Source organism: Streptomyces sp. NPDC002784 (assembly GCF_053592135.1).
Map to the genome: position 1 here is coordinate 373,351 of NZ_JBSFVD010000005.1, position 18,900 is coordinate 392,250.

Here is an 18,900-nt window from a genome sequence, read left to right on the forward strand (position 1 = left end):
CGCAGCGGCCGAGAGGAGCCGAAGGTGACCAGCACACACGGCAGCAGGATCGTCGTCACCGGCGCCACGGGGAACGTCGGTACGAGTGTGGTGCGGCTGCTTTCCGAGGATCCGGAGGTCGGCTCCGTACTGGGGCTGGCCCGCAGGGTTCCCGAGTGGTCGCCGCCGAAGACGGAGTGGGCGGCGGTCGATCTGGCGTCCGCGCAGACCGATCTGGTGAAGGTCTTCGACGGCGCCACGGCCGTGGTCCATCTGGCCTGGGCGTTCCAGCCCACGCACGATCCGGCGGTGACCTGGCGGACCAACGTCCTGGGCAGCATCCGCGTGTTCGAGGCGGTGGCCGCGGCGAAGGTGCCGACCTTGGTGCACGCCTCGTCGGTCGGCGCCTACTCCCCCGGTCCGAAGGACCACCCGGTGGACGAGTCGTGGCCGACGCACGGCTGGCCGGACGCCGCGTACTGCCGGGAGAAGGCGTATCTGGAGCGGACGCTGGACGCCTTCGACCGGGCGCACCCGAAGGTGCGCGTGGTGCGGATGCGGCCGGCCTTCCTGTTCAAGCGGGAGTCGGCGAGCGAGCAGCGCAGGATCTTCGGCGGCCGCTTCCTGCCGGGGCCGCTGGCGCGCCCGGAGCTGCTGCCCTTCCTGCCCGACATCCCGGGCCTGCGCGTGCAGGCGCTGCACACCGACGACGCGGCCGAGGCGTACCGGCTCGCGATCGGCTCGGACGTGCGCGGCGCCTTCAACCTGGCGGCCGATCCGCCGGTGGACGCGCACCTGCTGAGCGAGATGTTCCACGCCCGTCCGGTACGGCTGCCGCGCACGGCCGCCCGCTCGGCGATCGCCGCCGCCTGGGGGCTGCGTCTGCTGCCGGCCTCGCCGCATCTGTTCGACGCCGTGCTGCGGCTGCCCCTGATGGACAGCACCCGCGCTCGCACGGAACTGGGCTGGAGCCCCCGGCACACGACGACCGAGGTCCTGGAGGAGTTCCTGCACGGCCTTCAGCACGGTGCGGGCGCGGACACGGCGCCCCTGCTGGGTCGTAAGGCCAGCTAGCCGAGAGCGGGACGACCAGTATTGGTCGTCCCGCTCTCTCGGATCTCAGCGCTCCGAAGTCTCAGGCCGTCGACTGCTCCGGCTCCGGGTCATCGGTCAACGGGGCTGTGTCGCCGCGGCGGCCGCCGGCCTCGTCGGACTCCGGGACGTCCTCGCCCTGTTCCACGTCCTCGGGGGCCGGGTCCGCGTCCCAGTGGTCCTCCCCCTCGCCCGCCTGCTGATCCGGCAGATCGCGCGGGACGGGCCCGCCGTTCTCGTCGGTCACGGCGTCCTCCTTCCCTCACATGGCCAAGGTCACGCGAGTACCTCCGGGCCGTGCGGCGAAACGTCAGCGCGGGGTACGTTCCTCCAGCGCCGTCTGCCAGGCCGGCCGCGGGCTCTCGGGGGCCGGGGCGGCGCGGCTGCCGCCGTGGGCGAAGAAGTCCGCGAGCGGCAGGATCGCGGCGCCCACGGTGACCGCGTCCGGGCCCAGCCCGCCGAGGTCGATGGTGACCCGCCCGGCGGGGTGCCGCAGCGCGTACGCCACCGCGTGGCGCCGGATGCCGGGCAGCAGCGCGGGGCCGAGCCGCAGCCCGGCCCAGCCGCCGATCAGGATGCGCTCGGGCTGGAACAGGTTGATCAGGTCCGCCAGCCCGGCCCCGATGTACTCGGCGGTCTCGTCCAGCAGGGCGCGCGCCCCGGGATCGGCGACCAGGGCGGCCAGGGCGCTCTCCTGCCCCGAGCCCTCCGGCGGGCGCCCGCCCTGCTCGCGCCACCGTTCGAGCAGGCCCTCCGCACCGGCGTAGGCCTCCAGGCAGCCGAGCGCGCCGCACCGGCAGCGGCGGCCCCCGACCCGTACGGTCAGATGCCCGCCCTCCACGGCCCGTCCGTCCTCGGCCTCCGGGGTGACGGCACAGGCCCCGACGCCGGAGCCGAAGAGCACCACGATCGCGCTGCGGGCGCCGCGTCCGGCCCCGAACCACATCTCCGCCTGGCCGAGGGTCCGGGCGCCGTTGTCGATGAAGTACGGGACGGAAGTGGGCAGTTCGCACCGCTCGCGGAGGAGCGACTCCAGGGCCACGGCGTCCCAGCCGATGGTCTGCCCGTGCACCACGGCCCCGCGGTCCGGGGTGTGCTCCACGATGCCGGGGACGCCGATGCCGACGCCGAGCAGCCGCTCCGGGGCGAGGTCCGCGGCGGTGAGCACCTCGGCGACGGCGTCCCGGATGTGCCCGACGACGACATCCACCTCATACCCCTCGGGCCCCAACGGCCTTTCGGCGCGGGCGAGTTCGGTCAGTGCGACGTCGAACAGCTCGACCCGGACCCGGGTTTCGCCGACGTCGACGCCGATCATGTGGCCGCTGGCGGGCGCCACCCTGAGCAGGGTGCGGGGCCGTCCGCCGTCGGAGTCGACGTTTCCGGCCTCCTCCAGCACGCCGTCCGCGAGCAGGTCGGCGACGACGTTGCTGACCGAGCCGGAGCTGAGCCCGGTGGCCGGGCCGAGCTCGAAGCGGCTGAGGGGGCCGTCGAAGTAGAGGCACTGGAGGACGACCGCGCGGTTGGCCCGTCGGAGATCACGTACCGTTCGCCTGTTCCGGCCCACCATCTGGCTCCCCCTTCGCCCCGCCGTCCGACCTGGAAGATACCGGCTCAGCGTCCCAGCTCGGCGATCTCGTCGAGCGCGGCCACCAGTTCGGGTCCGACGGTCTCGCGCGTCCATCGCAGCCGCCCGGCGTCGACGGCACGCGGCACGGTCTCCGTGAGCATGATCAGGTACAGGTAGGCCCGGTACAGGGCGAGCCGCAGCCGGGTGGGCGTGTCGAACTCGACCAGTCCCCCGGCCTCCCGGTAGCCGGCGAGGAACGCCTCGTCCTTCTCGATGTCCCCGAGCAGCGCCAGGGAGACGAAGTCGGCGACCGGGTCGCCCCAGAACATCCGCTCGCCGTCGATGAGCCCGCCGATGCGGGGCGTGCCGGTCGAGCGGTCGACCAGGATGTTGCCGCGCCACAGGTCGAAGTGGACCAGTCGGGGGACGGTGATCGCGTCGAGTGCGCCGTATCCGGCCCGGAGGGTGCGGGCCGTGTCCTCGACGGGGCGGGGCAGCCAGGGGCGATAGCGGCGGGCGTCGTCGAGGACGGCGTCGAGCATGCCGGTGAAGGCGGTCCGCCAGTCGGCGGCGAGCGGACCGAGGGCGCCGGAGGGATAGCCGTGGCCCGGCCCGCTGACCCGGTGCAGCGGGGCCACCTGGCGGCCCAGCTCGGCGCGCAGCTGCTGCTCTTCGGCGTCCGTGAGCGAGTCGTCCCAGCCGTCGCCGGGGCAGGCCGTCATCAGCAGCTCGCCCGGGGTGGCGGCCACCACCCGCGGAGCCGTCACGCCGACGGTCGCCGCCGCGCGGTAGAACTCCGCCTCGGAGAGGAGAAGGTCCCGCTCGTGCCGCAGCCCCGGCACGGTCGGAGCGGGCGGCACCTTCAGTACGTACCGGCTGCCGTCGGCGAGCAGGAGTTCTTCCACGGTGTTGTAGGTCCCGCCGGTCAGCGGGCGGACCCCGGTGAGGTCGCCCGGAGGCAGCCCCGCCACGCTCAGGATCTGTCCGGCCCGCTCCCATGAGTCCGGCACTTCGCCCCCTCGGTCGGCCGCCCCGCGCACCCCCGTGCGCTCGCGGCACAGCCTACGGAAACTAATTCACTGGCCCCTCCCGGAGAACCGCGCTTAGCCTTAGCCAGAAACCTAGGGACACTAGGTTCACGTAAGGACAGCACCCCAGGAGGCCCCCATGCGACCCCTCACCGAGCCGGAGATCCGCACCTCGTTCGTCAACTGCTCCAAGGGCGAGGCCAAGCGCCTCGCCGTGCCCCGCGACCTGGACCGGCTGCCCTGGGCCGACCTGGACTTCCTGGGCTGGCGAGATCCGGGGGCGCCCGACCGCAGCTATCTGGTCACCGAGCGGGACGGACGGCTCGTCGGCATCACGCTCCGCTTCCCGTCCTCCCAGCGCGGGTTCCTGCACCGCAGCATGTGCTCGCTGTGCCTGACGACCCACCGGGGCGGCGGGGTGTCCCTGATGACCGCGCGCAAAGCCGGTGCCGCCGGGCGCGAGGGCAACTCCGTCGGCCTTTACATGTGCACCGACCTCGCCTGCTCCCTCTACCTCCGCGGCAAGAAGGTCCCCGACTCGGGGGCCCGGATCGAGGAGAGCCTCACGCAGGCGGAACAGGTGGCACGGACCGAGGCCAACCTCACGGCCTTCCTGGACAAGCTGTACGCCTGAGCCGTCCCCGGGCAGCGGATGGGGCCCGAGCCTTCCCCTGGGCAGCGGACGGGGCCGGCCGCCGGCAGGACGGGCGTCGGGGCGCCGAGGATGATGAGCAGGGGCGGCGGACCGTTGCGATCCGCAAAGTCGGTCGCGGTGATCATGTTCGTCGCCCCGTGAGAGGGGAACAGCGCAAGGATGCAAGACGTATGTGAGTGGCGGGTGTCGCGGGAGCGGCTGGTGAGGCTGCGCCGGGACCCCGTGATCGTCCAGACCGTGCGGTCGGCGGCCGCGGCCACGGTGGCCTACGTCATCGCGCTGCATCTGAGCCCCGAGGCGGCCCCGCTGACCGCCCCCCTGACCGCGCTGCTGGTGGTCCAGGTCACCCTCTACGCGACGCTCACCAACGGCGTGCGCCGGGTGAACGCCGTGGTGGCCGGAGTCTTCGTCGCCATCGCCTTCAGTCTGCTGGTGGGTCTGACCTGGTGGAGTCTGGGCCTGCTGATCCTGGCCTCGCTGGCCGTCGGTCATCTGGTCCGGGTGGACGAGTACGTGCCCGAGGTGGCGATCAGCGCGATGCTGGTGCTCGGCGTGACGGCCGTCGGCGACTACGCGTGGGCGCGCGTCCTGGAAACCCTGATCGGCGCGGTGGTCGGCCTGGCCTGCAATCTGCTGCTGGCCCCGCCCGTGTGGGTGGGTGAGGCGGGTGCGTCCATCGAGGATCTGGCGCGCCGGGTGCGCCAGTTGATGCTGCGCATGGGTGAGGAGGCCGCGGGCCGCACGCCCTTCGAGCGGGCCGCGGCCCGGCTGCACGAGGCGCGGCGGCTCGACCACCACATCGTCGAGGTGGACGCGGCGCTGCGGCAGGCCGAGGACAGCCTGCGGCTCAATCCACGGGTCCGCGAGGGCCTGCTGCACCGGGTGGTGCTGCGCACCGGCCTGGACACCCTGGAGATCTGCACCGTGGTGCTGCGGGTGATCGCCCGCACCCTCACCGACCTGGCCAAGGAACGCGATCCCGACCCGCTGTTCACACCGGAGATCGGCGCCGCGGTGGAACAGCTGCTGTCCGAGATCGCGGACGCGATGGTGAGCTTCGCGGTGCTGGTCACCGCCCATGTCAGCGATGACGCCGAGTCGGCGGAGGAGCGGCTCACCTCCGATCTGCGCCATGCCGCCGCCACCCGCGACAAGCTCGCCCAGCTGCTGCTGGCGGAGGTCCAGCGCGACGCCCGCCAGTGGCAGCTGCACGGCGCGGTGCTGACCGAGGTCAACCGCATCCTCGACGAGCTGGACACCGAGCACCGCTCACGCCGGCTGCTGGAGGAGCTGGACCGCGTCTCCAGCGAGCAGCGCGAGCGGATGCCGCGGCTGACCCGCGTGCAGGACAGCGTGCGGGTGGGCCGCAAGCGCCTCGCCTCGGTCCGCCGTTCCCGGTGACCGAGGCGGCGGGCCGGGCGTCCTCGGTTGCACCGGCCGGGTGATCCGCGTCAGGGTGGCTGTCGCGGCGACGGACGAGCGGAGGGTGTGGGCATGGGCAGGGGTGGCGTGAGCAGGCGCCGGTTCGTCGGCGCCGTCGCGGGTGCCGCCGCCGTGCTGGCGCTCCCGGGGTGCGACGAGGCGTCGGCACCGGCGGCCCCCGAGGCGGACCCGAGCACCTCGCCCGGATCCGCGAGCCCCTCCGGCCCCCGCCCGCTGTTCCTCGGCACGTACACCTCGGCGGAGGGCGGCGGGAAGGGCGTCGGGGTCGCGTCGTACGACCCGGGCACGGGCCGGGTCACCGGTGCGGGCATCCTCGCGGATGTCGCCGACCCGTCGTATCTCGCGGTCCATCCGGACGGCCGCACGCTGTATGCCGTGAACGAGCGCGCGGACGGTGCCGTGACCGCCGTACGGCTGTCCGACCGCGAGGTCCTGGGCAGCCGGAGCACCGGCGGGCAGGCACCGTGCCATCTGTCGGTGCATCCGAGCGGGCGCTGGCTGTTCAGCGCGAACTACGGCACCGGCAGTGTCGCCGTGCACCCGGTGGCCGCCTCGGGGGCGCTCGGGGAGCGCACCGACCTGGTCACGCACGCCGATCCGGCGCCGGGTCCGGGCCAGGACGGACCGCACGCCCACCAGGTCGTCACCAGTCCCGACGGCGGCCATGTCCTCGCCGTCGACCTGGGCACGGACACGGTGTACACCTACCGGCTCGACACGGCGAAGGGCACGCTCGCGGAGGTCTCCCGGGCGCGGACGCGCCCGGGTGCGGGGCCGCGCCATCTGACGTTCCATCCCGGCGGCCGGTACGCGTATCTCGCCAACGAGGTCGACAACACCGTCGCCGTCTGCGCCTACGACCCGGCAACCGGCCGTATGTCCGTCGGCGACGCGCAGTCCACGGGCACCGGGCCCGGCACCAGCTACCCGGCGCAGCTCGTGGTCACCCCGAACGGCCGGTACGCCTGGCTGGCCAACCGGGGCGACAACAGCCTGTCCCGGTACGCGGTGGAGGCGGACGGGGCCCGGCTCCGGCTGCTCGGCACGGTGCCGGTGGGCGGCGACTTCCCGCGCCAGCTCGCCCTCTCGCCGGACGGCGGGCTGCTCTTCACGGCGAACCAGCGGTCGGGCACCGTCAGCGTCTTCCGCGTCGACGAGGACAGCGGTGAGCTGCGGCGCGCGGGTGAGCCGTTCGCGTCACCCGTCGCGGTCTGTGCGCTGCCGCTGTAGCGCCCGCGGGCAGGAGGCGGCGCTCGCCTGTCCGAGCAGCACGTGCATGCGCTCGGTGAGCTGGGCGACGTCGTCGGCGGGCCGGTGGAAGGGCAGGCGCACGTCGCCGTGGGCGCGGGTGCGCTCGATGCGCAGGGTCAGTCCGTGCCGGTCCACGGCCAGGGGCTGGACCCGGACCGCGCCGTGCAGGTTCTCGGGCTCGACGAGCCGCGTGAGCCGCTCGACCGCGTCGGGGTGGCAGTCGGCGAGGTGGGTGAGCAGCCGGGCCTCGGCCGTGGCCAGCGGGTCGGGTGCGGCGGCGGCGAACTCGTCGAGGTCGACGACGACGGCTCCGCCCGGCTCCCGCAGCACCACGCGGGTGGCCCGGAAGGCGAGATGGTCCTCCTCGGCACCGAACCAGCCGGCGATCCACAGCCGGGTCCGGATGCGGTGGCGGACCGGGACGGGCGCGACGTCGGCGAACTCCAGCACCGCGGAGGGTTCTCCGCGCGGCGCGCAGATCGCGGCCGTCACCAGGGCGCTGTCCTCGGGCACGTGCAGGAGCACCCGGCCGTCCTCGGCCACGCTGTGCGCGCCGACGAACTCCTCCCGGCCGCCCTCCGCGGTCACCGCGCAGGACCACGCGGTGGCGAGCACCGACCGGGCGCGTTCCGCCGCGGCAGGCGTGGCCGTCCAGCTCCGGCTGTCACCCATTCCGAACCTCCTAAGGTAAGCCTTGCCTAACCTATCGAAGATCGGGGCGCACGCCAACACCACCCGCCCTCGCGCACGGAGTCACGGGGACGCGTTCAGGGGGCGACGACGCCCAGCAGCGCGCGGGCGCACAGGTCGCGCACCTGGTCCCGGGTCAACTCCTCCGGGCCGCGCAGCCACTCCAGACAGACGGCGGTGGTGAACGCCAGCCAGCCGCGCACCGCGTACCGGAGGTCGGGGCGCCGCTCGACGGCGGGGCCGAACTCGGGGTCCGCCGCCACCGCCGCGAGGATCTGCTTCTCCTGGGCGGCCAGGGCCTGCCGGTAGACCTTGCGCACGGCCCGGTCGCCGGACGCGTCGGCGCGGTGGAAGGCGCGGAAGCCGTGGGCGTGTTCCTCGACGTACGCCAGATACCTGTCGAGGTTTGCGGTGAGCTGCTCGCGCACCGGAAGGCCGGGGACGGCGGCCGTCATCCGCAGCATGCGCGCGCTCTCGCGGTCCACCACGGCGGCGAAGAAGTCCCGCTTGGCCGGGAAGTAGTGGTAGAGCAGCCCGCGCGAGACCCCGGCGATCTCGGCGACCCGCTCGATGCGCACCTCGTCGTACGGGCTCTCCGAGAACAGCCGCGCCCCGACGGCGAGAAGCTGCTCCCGGCGCTCCTCGGTGCTGAGCCGACGGCGCGTGCGCTCGCCCTGGTTCGCGCTCATGTCCGCACCTTACTTGACGCCGGTTCAACAACCGGACCAGACTGAAACGCGCTATTGAACCGGCGTACAACACGCGCTGCCTTCTCAATGTGCCGCAGGATCAAGGGAGATCGCGTCATGGCGGAGACGACGACCGGGTCCGCGCTGCCCAAGGGTTTCCGCGGCGCCGAGCAGGGCTGGCCCGAGTTGCACCGCATCCCGCACCCGCCCCACCGGATCCCGCTGCTGGGCGACCTCCTGGGCGCGAGCCGGACGACACCGCTCCAGGACTCCCTGCGCCTCGCCCGCCGACTGGGGCCGATCTTCCGGCGCAAGGCGTTCGGCAAGGAGTTCGTGTTCGTGTGGGGCGCGGACCTGACCGCCGACCTCGCGGACGAGTCGCGGTTCGCCAAGCACGTGGGCCTCGGCATCGCCAATCTGCGGCCGGTCGTCGGGGACGCGCTGTTCACCGCCTACCACCACGAGCCCAACTGGCAGCTCGCGCACGACGTTCTGGCCCCCGGGTTCAGCCGGGAGGCCATGGCGGGCTACCACACGGCGATGCTGGACGTGGCCGGGCGGCTCACCGGCCACTGGGACCGTGCGGCCCTGTCCGGGCGGACGGTGGACGTGCCCGGCGACATGACGAAGCTGACCCTGGAGACCATCGCGCGCACCGGGTTCGGGCACGACTTCGGCTCCTTCGAACGCGCACGGCCGCACCCCTTCGTGACCGCGATGGTGGGGACGCTCGCCCACGCGCAGCGGCTGAACACCGTCCCGGCGGCGTTCCTCACCCGCCGCTCCGCGCGGCGCAACGAGGCCGACATCGCGTATCTCAACCGCACGGTCGACGAGTTGGTCCGGGCCCGCCGTACGACGAGCGGGGACGGTGATCTGCTGGACCGGATGCTGGAGACCGCCCACCCCGAGACCGGGGAACGGCTGTCGGCCGAGAACGTCCGGCGTCAGGTCATCACCTTCCTGGTGGCCGGGCACGAGACCACCTCGGGCGCGCTCTCCTTCGCCCTGTACTACCTCGCCCGCCATCCGGACGTCGCCGCCCGCGCCCGCGCCGAGGTGGACCGCGTCTGGGGCGACACGGACCGGCCCGGCTACGACCAGGTGGCCAAGCTGCGCTTTCTGCGGCGGGTGCTGGACGAGTCGCTGCGGCTGTGGCCGACCGCGCCCGCCTTCGCCCGGGAGGCCCGCGAGGACACGGTGCTGGCCGGGGAGCATCCCATGCGGCGGGGCGCCTGGGCGCTGGTGCTGACGCCGATGCTGCACCGCGACCCCGAGGTGTGGGGCGCCGACGCCGAGCACTTCGATCCGGACCGCTTCGACCCCAAGGCGGTACGCTCCCGGCCCCCGCATGCCTTCAAGCCGTGGGGCACCGGCGCGCGGGCGTGCATCGGCCGCCAGTTCGCGCTGCACGAGGCCACGCTGGTCCTCGGCCTGCTGCTGCGCCGCTACACCCTGCGCCCGGACCCCGCGTACCGGCTCCGGGTGACGGAACGCCTCACCCTCATGCCGGAGGGCCTGCGGATGGGCCTGGAGCGCCGCACCGCGGTGGACCCGGCGGCCCGGGAACAACCGCATCCGGTGGGCGGGACGGGCGACTGACCCGAACCGGCCGGTCACGAGGGGCGAACAGTACCGGCCACCGCGCGACCGGCTGCAACCGGCTGCAACCGGCCAGGCACCGGTGCCCCCTGCGACCCGCGCCGCAACCGGCCCAGCCCTCAGACCTCAGCCGCCCAGTGCGCGGGCCGGGTCAGCGTCCCCGGCAGAGCGGTCCCGGTGCTCCCCCTGGCCGCGTTCAGCTGGGGCTGGGTGAGGAAGAGGGCGTCGGTCAGGTCGGCGTCGGTCAAGTCGGCGTTGCGGAGGTCCGTGCCGAGGAGATCGGCGGCGCGCAGGTCCGCGCCGGTGAGGTCGGCGGCGATCAGGCAGGCGCCGCGCAGGCTCACCCCGCGCAGGTCAGCGCCCTTGAGGCGGGCGCCCATCAGGTCCGCGCCGCGGCGGTCCTTCCGGCGGCCGCGCACAGGTGCCCGGGTCAGCTCGCCGGCCCGCAGCAGGAGCGGGCCGACCTCCTGCCGGTGCGCGCCCACATCCAGCCGGGACAGCTCCTCGGGGCTGCCCCCGGCCAGTTCCTCGGTCGTGCGCAGCATCCGGCGCAGATCCGCGTGGACCGGGCGGGCGGCGGGCAGCGTCAGCGCCTCGGTGAGGTACCGGAGCAGCTCATGGAGCTGGCGGACCACCGGGAACACCTCGAACATGCTCCGGGCGCGCTCGGCCGGCCCGGCACGCCAGTCCTCCCCGCCGAAGGTGACCTGCGAGACCCGCTGTCCGGCGCCGAAGCAGTCGTAGACCGTGCAGCCGCTGAAGCCCTCCTTGCGCAGCCGGGTGTGGATACCGCAGCGGTGGTCGTCCTGGAGGTTGCGGCAGGGCGTCCCGGCCTGCTTGTCGCCCGCGAAGTCGGCGGAGCGGGCGAAGGGCAGGGCGACGCAGCACAGCCCGAAACAGTTCGCGCAGTCACCGCGCAGGCCGGCCGCGTCGAGGGTGAGGTCTTGCATACCGACCAGCCTACGGGCGGCTGCGGCCGCTCGGTGCCGCAGGTCAGGCAGGTACAGCGGGGCCGGCCGCTCGGGGTGGCGAGGATGTACGTCCCGGTGACGCGGCCGTCGGCGATGGTGAGCCTGATGATCGACATCGGCCTGCCGTCAGGCTCGTTGACCATGCCGAGGTCGCCGTGGACAAGTCCTCCACCTCGGCGGCGAGCCGAGCATGCGGTAGGCGACCGGCTGAGACTCCTTCACGGCAACGGATCATGAACACAGCCCCGTCCTCCCTCGGGAGGGCGGGGCCGTTTCGTCGTCTCCGGATCAGCCTCGCTCGCTCATGGCCGCGCGCAACCAGTCGAGCGGGGCCTGGGCCAGCAGCTGGTCGGCGAGCAGCTGGCCGGACTTGGTGACGATCCGGGCCCGGCTGTTGTCGACCCATCGCTGGGCCGCCTCGTACCCCTGGGCCTTGTACTCCAGGCCCTGCAACATGCACTCCAGCTTGTCCGCGTCACGCGCGCAGATGGCCTCCGGAGTCTCGCGCGCCTCGTACTCGGCGACGACCGCACGGACCGCGGAGCGCAGGACCTCGGGCATGCCAGTCGTCTGGTCCTCCGTCACCGCCACGGGGTCGCCAGGGGCCGCGTACTTCTTCCCCAGGTGGTTCACGTCGCCCGTACGCGTCTCCTGCGAGTCGTGCCACACCGCCAGGTGCGCGGCCCGCGCGGCGTCGGCGCCCTCCAGAGTGGCGATGACCGAGGCGATGACGGACGTGCGCCATGCGTGCTCGGCGACACTCTCGGGGTCACGAACGCCCGCCATCCACCAGCCCGTTCGTCGGGCCGTCTTCAACGTGCCCGCCTCCCACAGGAAGTGCGCCACGTCCGCCAGGTCCTGGTCACCCACTGGTGTCCCCTTTCACGCCTCGGCGAGGCGGATTGCGTACCGGATGCCCTCCAGCTCCCGCCGAGCCTGCGGCGAAGCTCGGAGTCATCCAACATCACCGGCAGGCGTTCGCGCAGGGCCCGCCCGGCAGCTGACCGCGCGCGCAGCAGGTTCGGGCGCGCGGCGAGCAGCGTCCAGAGGGTGTGGACGTTGAGGTCAAAGAAGCCGTGCCGCGGCGTGAGGCCGCGGACCAGGTGGGCCATCAGCCGGTCGCCATGCCAGGGCCCGGGCGCCTCGCCAATGAAGTCGTCCGACAGCTGAATGTGCGCAGACTCCCCGACCCAGTACGCCCAGTAGTTCAGGTTCGCCGCCTCGGCCTGGTCGTCGTCGCCCAGGGTGCGGCCGATGAAGTGGGCCATACGGTCCCGGTCGCCCTGGCGCGTGGCCACTGCGGCCACGGAGCGCGAGTTGAGCCACTGCGTCAGCCAGTCGTCCGGCCGCTCGGTCCGCTGCTGGTGCGCCAGCCACTCGGACGTATCGGCGTCCTGGTCGAACCCAGCGAGGTAGAGGGCCTGTCGGCGCAGCAGGAAGTCCTGGCCTCCTCGGGCCTGCTCGGCCGTCTCCCGCATGCGACTGAAGAATCGGCGCCGGTCGACCGTGGGCAGTTCCGGCGCCGTCGGCACCGGGCCGCGGCGCGGACGAGGCGGCGCCGGGAGGTCGCGCACAGGGGTGGGCGGCACGCCGTTCAGCGGCCAGGTCAGGAACTCTACGAGGTCGCGCTGCATGACCCAGGCGCCGAGCGGATTGGGCCCTGCGGGCGCCTCGTCCTCCAGCGCTCTGGCCAGCAGCATGTCAGTCTCCATCGCACGTTCGAGGGCGGCGAGCAGGGAAGGCGCCGTGCCCATCTGCATGAGCCGATGGCGATGCATCAGCATCTGTCCCACCGGCAGGGAGGTCAGCGGCCGGCGCCCCGTCTCCCAACCAGCGACCGTGTCCGGCGCCACCCCGAACAGCTCCGCAAGGCTGTCCTGCGTGTGCCCCAACTGCTCCCGTATGACCCGGAAGACGTAGCCCGAGATGGTGCCCGCGCGCCCTCGCCCGGGTGTTACCTGACCACCGGTCAGGGTTCCGTTCGCCTGCTGCCCCATGGCGTCCCCTTGCCCGCCCACGGCGGGCCCTTACCCGTACCCACAGTCACTACAAGCGGTAATCACGCATACCTACTGTCGTGGGTGACAACCGGGCAACTCAGCGTAGTGGGAGTGATGCCGCCATGACCGCCCGTGGCCAGAACCAAGGACGAGGTGAAGTCGTGACCAAGACCCGCACCGCGACGGGTGCCCCCGCGGTGGACACCGTCACGATGCGCGCGACTGTCGCCGAGGTGCTGCCGCCGGATGTGACCCCCGTCGACCTCAGCACGCTGGAGACGCTGACTGGCCTGCTGGTCAGCCACATGCAGCTGCTCATCCCGGAGATCGAGCAGGCCGCCGTGGGGCTGCCCGCCGACGACGTCCCGCGCTACTGCGCGCTCGCCTGTGTCCGCGAAGCCAGCATGAAGCTGGCCGCCCGCCCCGGACTAATGCCTTACGACGCCGTCGCGCACGTGCGGAGACTTGGCCGGTCGCTCCTGGCGCTGTGCGACCACTACGAGACGCTCACCGGCCTGCGCATGTGCCTGGCCTGCGATCAGCCCATCAAGCCGGGCGAGGCGACGCGCCCGTTCGACCAGGGCAGCCAGTCGGGGGGCTCGGCGGTCTCCGGCCGGATCCACGAACGCTGCTGCAACACCGTCCGCATCCGCTGACCGGCGGCGCCTCCCCGGCGCATAGAGGGGCCCAGGCGACCGAATCGGGACAGGGTCGCACCCACAAACCCCCGCCCCCTGGGGAGGTTCCGAAGGCTCCTCTGGGGGCGGGCCAGCCCGCTGTCTTCCGTGAGGGGACGGCGGTGAGCACGATGAATCCGACACGTTCGAGGAGAGCGCGATGAAGGCAGATGTGACCGACCGAATGGCCGGAGGCGACGGAGGCGGGGACGGCGGCGACAGCCTGCCAGGCGAGCCGTGGCCCGGCCCGCAGGAGCCCCCGTCCCCCGACGGCGGACCGAAGGCCTGCGGCTGACATGACGTTCACTGGACTGGACGAGGGGCGGTCCGAACTGGGCCGCTCCCTCCTGGAGCGCAAGGTCCTGACATCGGACTGGATCCCGTCGTTCACGGCCGTGCCCCGGGCGGACTTCCTGCCCGAGCTGATGTGGCCCTACGACATGGACTCCGGAACCACCGTCGCCGTTGACTGGCGCCAGGAGCCGGAGCTGTGGCGCTCGTACGCCGACCTCGACATGCCGATCGTCACGCAGTGGGACGACCGCACCGGTGAGGAACGCGGCGAAGTGCCGACGTCGTCGGTGTCGATGCCGTCTGTCGTCTTCCGGATGCTGCGGGACCTGGACGTGCGGGCCGGGCAGCGGGTGCTGGAGATCGGCACGGGTACCGGTTGGAACGCGGCCCTGCTCGCTCACCGGCTCGGAGCGGACAACGTCGTCAGCATCGAGATCGATGCAACGGTGGCGGCCGCGGCACGTGACCGGCTCGCCTGCCTGGGGCTGTGGCCCCAAGTCCTGTCCCGGGACGGCGTCGAAGGTGACGAGCCGGGCGCACCGTACGACCGGATCATCGCAACGGCCGGCCTGCGGAGCGTCCCGCCCGCTTGGATCTCACAGGTACGGCCCGGCGGACTGATCCTGGCGCCCTGGGGCACGCACTACACCAACCAGGACGCCCTCGTCCGCCTCCAGGTCGCCGAGGACGGCAAGAGCGCCTCGGGGGCGTTCACGGGGCCCGTGGAGTTCATGAAGCTGCGCTCTCACCGCCTGCCGTTCGCCGGGCACGACCTCTACGTTCCGGACGGCGTCAGCGGCGCGGACCGCTCCACCACGGATGTCACGGAGGAGCAGCTGCTCGGCGGCGACCAGTTCGCCGTCAGCTCGTTCGCTGTGGGGCTGCGCGTTCGGGACTGCTACCGCCAAGTGGCCGCGGAGCGGAATGGCAGCCGGCCCGTGTGGTTCTACGGCCTCGGCGACCGGTCCTGGGCATGTGTGATGTTGCGTGACGGCGATGCGGAAGCCCAGGTCTGGCAATCCGGACCGCGCAGGCTCTTCGATGAAGTGACCGCCGCGCTTGACTGGTGGCGGAAGGCCGGCGAGCCCGGATACGAACGATTCGGGCTGACCATCACCCAGGACAGCCAGCGTGCCTGGCTCGACCAGCCGACGGAGGCCTGGGACATCTGAACCGGCCCCGCCCGTCCGCGTCCCCCGCGGCGGACGGGCGGGGCCCCGCAGCTCCCCATCGAGTGGTCACTCACTGAGTTGGGAGAGCGGAACACCCAGCACGTGAGCTACCCGCAGCAGCACTCGGCATGTTGGGTTGCCGCGGCCGGCACCCAGGTTTTGGAGCGTCAGCCGGTCGATGCCGGCGGCGAGGTAGACGGCTTCCTGCGTGAGGTTCTGGTGAAGCCGCTCAGCTCGGAATCGTTCGCCCATTGCCTGTAGCCGCTCGATCAGCCAGGTGTCATCTTCGGGTAGATCTTGCATCCCGCTAACGCTTGACGGGACCCAAAAACTTGTCGGCTGAATCCAATCAGCTTTGTATGATCTTGAAGTGGTGCGGGTAACTCGCCGGAAATGGCCCTCCAAGACAGCCCGCCCCTATGCCAGCTGCCACGCGGTGGGGGCAGGGCTGCGGCGCCCCTGGTCGTCAGATCGGGGGCGCTGTCGCATATCTACGCCGCTCACCGGCCGAAGAGTTCGAAAGCGACCGCTGGCCGCCCGCCGAACCGCGGCGCAGCAGCCTCTGCCTGCTGAGTCAGGAAGTTCCGGCAGTACTCCTCAGCTGACATACGTCCTTTGCCAACATTCTCGTCGGTCAACGCCTGGATGTACGTGCGGTGTTCGAGCAGTGAGCGTACTGCCCGGTCCAGGCCCGCCGTGGCGTCGACGGCGTGTGTGGGGGTGCTGGATCCGGCGACGGCGACCCAGCGGACGCCGTTCCAGGGCTCCAGGCCCTGCTCGGTCAGCTCGGGGAAGATCCACCGGTTCCCGGCGTCCCCGGCCGCGTCCAGCGTGGCGCGGCCGACGGCCACATGGTCGGGGGTGTTCCAGGCGACGCCGCCCCAGGTGTCCCGGTGGTTCAGGGTGATCACCAGCTCGGGCCGATGGCGGCGGACGGCCGCCGCGATGTCCCGGCGCAGCGCGGTGCCGTACTCGATCACACCGTCCCGGTGGTCCAGGAACTCCACCACCGACACCCCGACGACCGCCGCGCTCGCCCGCTGCTCCTGTTCCCGCAGTGGTCCGCACTCGGCGGGCTCCAGGGTGTCGATGCCCGCCTCCCCCCGGGATGCCAGGAGGTAGGAGATCTCACGGCCCTGGTCGGTCCAGGCGGCGACGGCCGCCGAGCAGCCGTACTCCAGATCGTCCGGGTGCGCGACGACGGCGAGGGCGCGCTGCCAGTCCTCGGGCATGGGGCGCAGGGGTGTGATCGACGGATCGCTCATGTCCGCAGACTAGCCGTGGCCGTGGGCCGTCCGCCTCGGCCGGGACAGGCGCGCGGCGGGTTGCGGCGCGTCGTCACACCTCGTCGCGTGCCAGCGCCAGCAGGCGGTCCAGGACGCGCGGGCCGCCCGCGCGTACGCCGTCGTGCTCGAACTCGTCGGTGACCCAGGTACGCAGGCCGCGGACGGCGCGGGCGGTGGCCAGGGAGTGGGCCGTGTCGACGTACATGTCGTCGTGGTAGACGGCCGCCGCGACCGGGACGTCGTTGGCGGCGAGGCGGGCGGGGTCGTACAGGGGCGGCCAGCCCTGGTTCCCGGCCAGGGCCTGCGCGGTCTCGCGCAGCGGGCGCAGGGCCGGGTCGTTGTCGAACATCCAGGGGTGCACGGATTCTCCCGTGAACAGCAGCGGGCCGTCACCGGCCAGGGCCTTCGCGGCGTCGAACTGCGGGAACTCGCCGCGCACCCGCTCCGCGGCCCAGTCCGTGGCGCCCTGGTCCTGGCCGTAGATCGCCTCGTGCAGCAGCGCGTACAGGGGATGGCCGGCGTACGACAGCAGCCCCTGGACCTCCTCCTGGAAGGAGTCGGCGAGGGCGGTGCCCTGCGGGGTGCGGACGAAGGCGTCCTCCAGCAGGAAGTGCAGCCGGTGGCTGCCGTCCCCGCGGCCGAGGAGGATGCCCAGGGACTGGAAGGCCTCCACGGTGAACCGGTAGCCGTTCGGCAGGACGACGTCGTGCTGGAGCAGGTGCTCGGCGATCTGCCGGGCCCGCTCGACGTCCTGCGGGTAACGGGCGTAGTGGGCGGCGACCTTGCGTTCGATGCGCGGGTAGGCGGCCCGGTAGACGTCGGCGGCGGTCGCGTCGAGGGAGGGCAGTCCGCCGGTGATGAGGGCGGTGCTCAGGCCCTCCGGCGCGAGGGACAGATAGGTCACGGTGCAGAAGCCGCCGAAGCTCTGCCCGAGGACGGTCCAGGGGGCACCGCCGGTGACCTGGCGGCGGACGGCCTCGCAGTCACGGACGATGGAGTCGGCGCGGAAGTGCGCGAGGTAGCCGGCCTGTGCGGCGGGGCCGCCGCGCAGCGGGAGCGTCTGGCGGTTGGCCGGGGTGGAGGCGCCGGTGCCGCGCTGGTCCAGGAGCAGCACCCGGAATTCCGTCAGCGCCCGCTTCAGCCAGGCTTCCCGGCCGACGAACCGGTTCGCCCCGAAGCCGGGGCCGCCCTGGAGGTAGACCAGCCACGGCAGACGCTGGTGCGCGCGTTCCGTGGCGACGACCTCACGGGCGTAGAGCTCGATGGTCTCGCCCGCCGGGTCGTCGTGGTCGAGGGGCACGGTGAAGCGGCGGTCGGTGAGAACGACGCCGGGCTGGCGGTAGGACGCGGTCAACAGGGCTCCCGGGACGGACGGATGTGCGGGACGCGACCCAGTTCAGCACAGGTCCGTCCGCTGTCCGCTCCCCGGGATCATGAGATCGTACTGAATCTCCGGTCAGCGGGTGGACAGGCTGGAGCGCCGGACCACCAGCTCGGGCTGGAGCACGACCCTGCGGTGCTCGTGGCCCCGCGTGCCGCCCTCGTCCTCCGTCTCCTCCAGCAGCAGCTCGGCGGCGAGGGCGCCCATGGTGACCGCGGGCTGCCGGACCGAGGTGAGCGGGACGGCCGCGGCGGCGGCGAACTCGATGTCGTCGTAGCCGACGATGGCGAGGTCGTCGGGGACGCTGACCCCGGCCGCGTACATCGCCTGCAGGACGCCGAGGGCGAGCAGGTCGTTGGCGCAGAAGACGGCGGTGGGGCGGTCGGCGAGGCCGAGCAGCCGGGCGCCGGCGTCCCGGCCCGCGGCGACGTCGAGCCGCTCGGTGGGCAGCTCGCGCAGCACCTCGGGGGCGAGGCCGGCCTCGGCGAGCGCGGACAGCGCGCCGGTACGGCGGTCGCGGACCTGGTTGAGGCTGGGCGGGCCGCTGACGTAGGCGATGGAGCGGTGCCCGGCGTCGACGAGGTGCCGGACGGCGAGCGCGCCGCCCGCGACGTCGTCGACGGAGACCGAGCACTCGGTGGCGCCCTCGGCGACCCGGTCGACGAGGACGAAGGGGATGCCGTGCCGCCGGAAGGCGCCGATGTTGCGCCCGGTGGCGTCCGCCGGGGTGAGCAGCACCCCGCGCACCCGCTGCTCGGCGAAGAGGGAGAGGTAGTCGGCCTCCTCGGAGGCGCTCTGCGCGCTGTTGCAGACCATCACGCCGAGTCCGGCCTCGCGCGCGGCCCGTTCCGCGCCGCGCGCCACGTCGACGAAGAAGGGGTTGCCCATGTCGAGGACGAGCAGCCCCATGATGCGGCTGCGGCCCGCGCGCAGCTGGCGCGCGGACTCGCTGCGGACATAGCCCAGCCGGTCGATCGCCGACAGCACCCGGGCCCGGGTCTCGGTGGCGACCGAGTCCGGACGGTTGATGACGTTCGAGACGGTGCCGACGGAGACTCCGGCGGCGCGGGCGACGTCCTTGATACCCACCGACTGGGCCATCAGGCAGGAACCTCCGGGG

General features: G+C 72.8%; 18 protein-coding genes and 1 pseudogene. 7 read left to right on the top strand and 12 right to left on the bottom strand.

The genetic code is table 11. The features are described 5' to 3' along the window. The first annotated feature begins 24 nt into the window (after positions 1–24). On the top strand, positions 25–1,053 hold the full coding sequence (locus ACWD1Z_RS13770) for an SDR family oxidoreductase (protein WP_451118392.1): 1,029 nt from the start codon (positions 25–27) through the stop codon (positions 1,051–1,053). A 61-nt stretch (positions 1,054–1,114) separates the two neighbouring features. Here ACWD1Z_RS13770 and ACWD1Z_RS13775 read toward each other — a convergent pair whose 3' ends face one another. The 3 genes from ACWD1Z_RS13775 to ACWD1Z_RS13785 form a co-directional block, all read right to left on the bottom strand. Further along, positions 1,115–1,318 (bottom strand): hypothetical protein, encoded by a 204-nt coding sequence (locus ACWD1Z_RS13775; protein WP_451118394.1) that lies wholly within the window; start codon positions 1,316–1,318, stop codon positions 1,115–1,117. Positions 1,319–1,381: 63 nt separating this feature from the next. Further along, positions 1,382–2,641, bottom strand: coding sequence for an ROK family protein (locus ACWD1Z_RS13780; RefSeq protein ID WP_451118396.1), 1,260 nt, complete (start codon positions 2,639–2,641; stop codon positions 1,382–1,384). Between the two features lie 44 nt (positions 2,642–2,685). Further along, a complete protein-coding gene (locus ACWD1Z_RS13785; protein ID WP_451118398.1) occupies positions 2,686–3,651 on the bottom strand; it encodes a phosphotransferase family protein in 966 nt (321 codons plus the stop codon). A gap of 157 nt (positions 3,652–3,808) precedes the next feature. On the opposite strand from ACWD1Z_RS13785, the gene ACWD1Z_RS13790 reads away from it, so the two are divergent. The 3 genes from ACWD1Z_RS13790 to ACWD1Z_RS13800 all read left to right on the top strand — a co-directional run bounded on the left by ACWD1Z_RS13790 (position 3,809) and on the right by ACWD1Z_RS13800 (position 6,997). Beyond that, positions 3,809–4,303 (top strand): FBP domain-containing protein, encoded by a 495-nt coding sequence (locus ACWD1Z_RS13790; protein WP_389417060.1) that lies wholly within the window; start codon positions 3,809–3,811, stop codon positions 4,301–4,303. 180 nt (positions 4,304–4,483) lie between these two features. Then, positions 4,484–5,725, top strand: coding sequence for an FUSC family protein (locus ACWD1Z_RS13795; protein ID WP_451118399.1), 1,242 nt, complete (start codon positions 4,484–4,486; stop codon positions 5,723–5,725). Between the two features lie 93 nt (positions 5,726–5,818). Next, entirely contained in the window at positions 5,819–6,997 is a 1,179-nt protein-coding gene (locus ACWD1Z_RS13800) for a lactonase family protein (protein WP_451118401.1), read from the top strand. Here ACWD1Z_RS13800 and ACWD1Z_RS13805 read toward each other — a convergent pair. Beyond that, positions 6,965–7,690 carry a DUF2470 domain-containing protein gene (locus ACWD1Z_RS13805; protein ID WP_451118402.1) on the bottom strand — a complete coding sequence of 242 codons (726 nt, stop codon included), beginning with the start codon at positions 7,688–7,690 and terminating at the stop codon, positions 6,965–6,967. The genes ACWD1Z_RS13800 and ACWD1Z_RS13805 overlap by 33 nt on opposite strands. A 95-nt stretch (positions 7,691–7,785) precedes the next feature. Further along, positions 7,786–8,397, bottom strand: a complete 612-nt coding sequence (locus tag ACWD1Z_RS13810) for a TetR/AcrR family transcriptional regulator (RefSeq protein ID WP_451118404.1) — start codon at positions 8,395–8,397, stop codon at positions 7,786–7,788. 117 nt (positions 8,398–8,514) lie between these two features. On the opposite strand from ACWD1Z_RS13810, the gene ACWD1Z_RS13815 reads away from it, so the two are divergent. After that, positions 8,515–9,999 carry a cytochrome P450 gene (locus ACWD1Z_RS13815; protein WP_451118406.1) on the top strand — a complete coding sequence of 495 codons (1,485 nt, stop codon included), beginning with the start codon at positions 8,515–8,517 and terminating at the stop codon, positions 9,997–9,999. 119 nt (positions 10,000–10,118) lie between these two features. Here ACWD1Z_RS13815 and ACWD1Z_RS13820 read toward each other — a convergent pair whose 3' ends face one another. The 3 genes and pseudogenes from ACWD1Z_RS13820 to ACWD1Z_RS13830 all read right to left on the bottom strand — a co-directional run bounded on the left by ACWD1Z_RS13820 (position 10,119) and on the right by ACWD1Z_RS13830 (position 12,967). After that, positions 10,119–10,949: a pentapeptide repeat-containing protein gene (locus tag ACWD1Z_RS13820; protein WP_451118408.1), complete on the bottom strand. Its 831-nt coding sequence runs from the start codon at positions 10,947–10,949 to the stop codon at positions 10,119–10,121. A gap of 309 nt (positions 10,950–11,258) precedes the next feature. Beyond that, positions 11,259–11,840 carry an HD domain-containing protein gene (locus ACWD1Z_RS13825; RefSeq protein WP_451118409.1) on the bottom strand — a complete coding sequence of 194 codons (582 nt, stop codon included), beginning with the start codon at positions 11,838–11,840 and terminating at the stop codon, positions 11,259–11,261. Positions 11,841–11,852: 12 nt separating this feature from the next. Continuing rightward, positions 11,853–12,967 (bottom strand): annotated as a pseudogene (locus ACWD1Z_RS13830) (helix-turn-helix domain-containing protein). 164 nt (positions 12,968–13,131) lie between these two features. On the opposite strand from ACWD1Z_RS13830, the gene ACWD1Z_RS13835 reads away from it, so the two are divergent. Then, positions 13,132–13,626: a DUF6415 family natural product biosynthesis protein gene (locus tag ACWD1Z_RS13835; RefSeq protein WP_451118411.1), complete on the top strand. Its 495-nt coding sequence runs from the start codon at positions 13,132–13,134 to the stop codon at positions 13,624–13,626. A 317-nt stretch (positions 13,627–13,943) separates the two neighbouring features. Then, positions 13,944–15,113 carry a methyltransferase domain-containing protein gene (locus ACWD1Z_RS13840; RefSeq protein WP_451118413.1) on the top strand — a complete coding sequence of 390 codons (1,170 nt, stop codon included), beginning with the start codon at positions 13,944–13,946 and terminating at the stop codon, positions 15,111–15,113. Between the two features lie 66 nt (positions 15,114–15,179). On the opposite strand, the gene ACWD1Z_RS13845 is transcribed toward ACWD1Z_RS13840, so the two are convergent. The 4 genes from ACWD1Z_RS13845 to ACWD1Z_RS13860 form a co-directional block, all read right to left on the bottom strand. Then, positions 15,180–15,416, bottom strand: a complete 237-nt coding sequence (locus tag ACWD1Z_RS13845; RefSeq protein ID WP_451118415.1) for a helix-turn-helix domain-containing protein — start codon at positions 15,414–15,416, stop codon at positions 15,180–15,182. Positions 15,417–15,613: 197 nt separating this feature from the next. Further along, positions 15,614–16,378 (bottom strand): PIG-L deacetylase family protein, encoded by a 765-nt coding sequence (locus ACWD1Z_RS13850; RefSeq protein ID WP_451118416.1) that lies wholly within the window; start codon positions 16,376–16,378, stop codon positions 15,614–15,616. Positions 16,379–16,451: 73 nt separating this feature from the next. Beyond that, complete coding sequence (locus ACWD1Z_RS13855) at positions 16,452–17,753, bottom strand: alpha/beta fold hydrolase (protein WP_451118418.1); 1,302 nt, start codon at positions 17,751–17,753, stop codon at positions 16,452–16,454. Between the two features lie 102 nt (positions 17,754–17,855). Continuing rightward, positions 17,856–18,881: a LacI family DNA-binding transcriptional regulator gene (locus ACWD1Z_RS13860; protein WP_451118420.1), complete on the bottom strand. Its 1,026-nt coding sequence runs from the start codon at positions 18,879–18,881 to the stop codon at positions 17,856–17,858. Between the last annotated feature and the right edge of the window lie 19 nt (positions 18,882–18,900).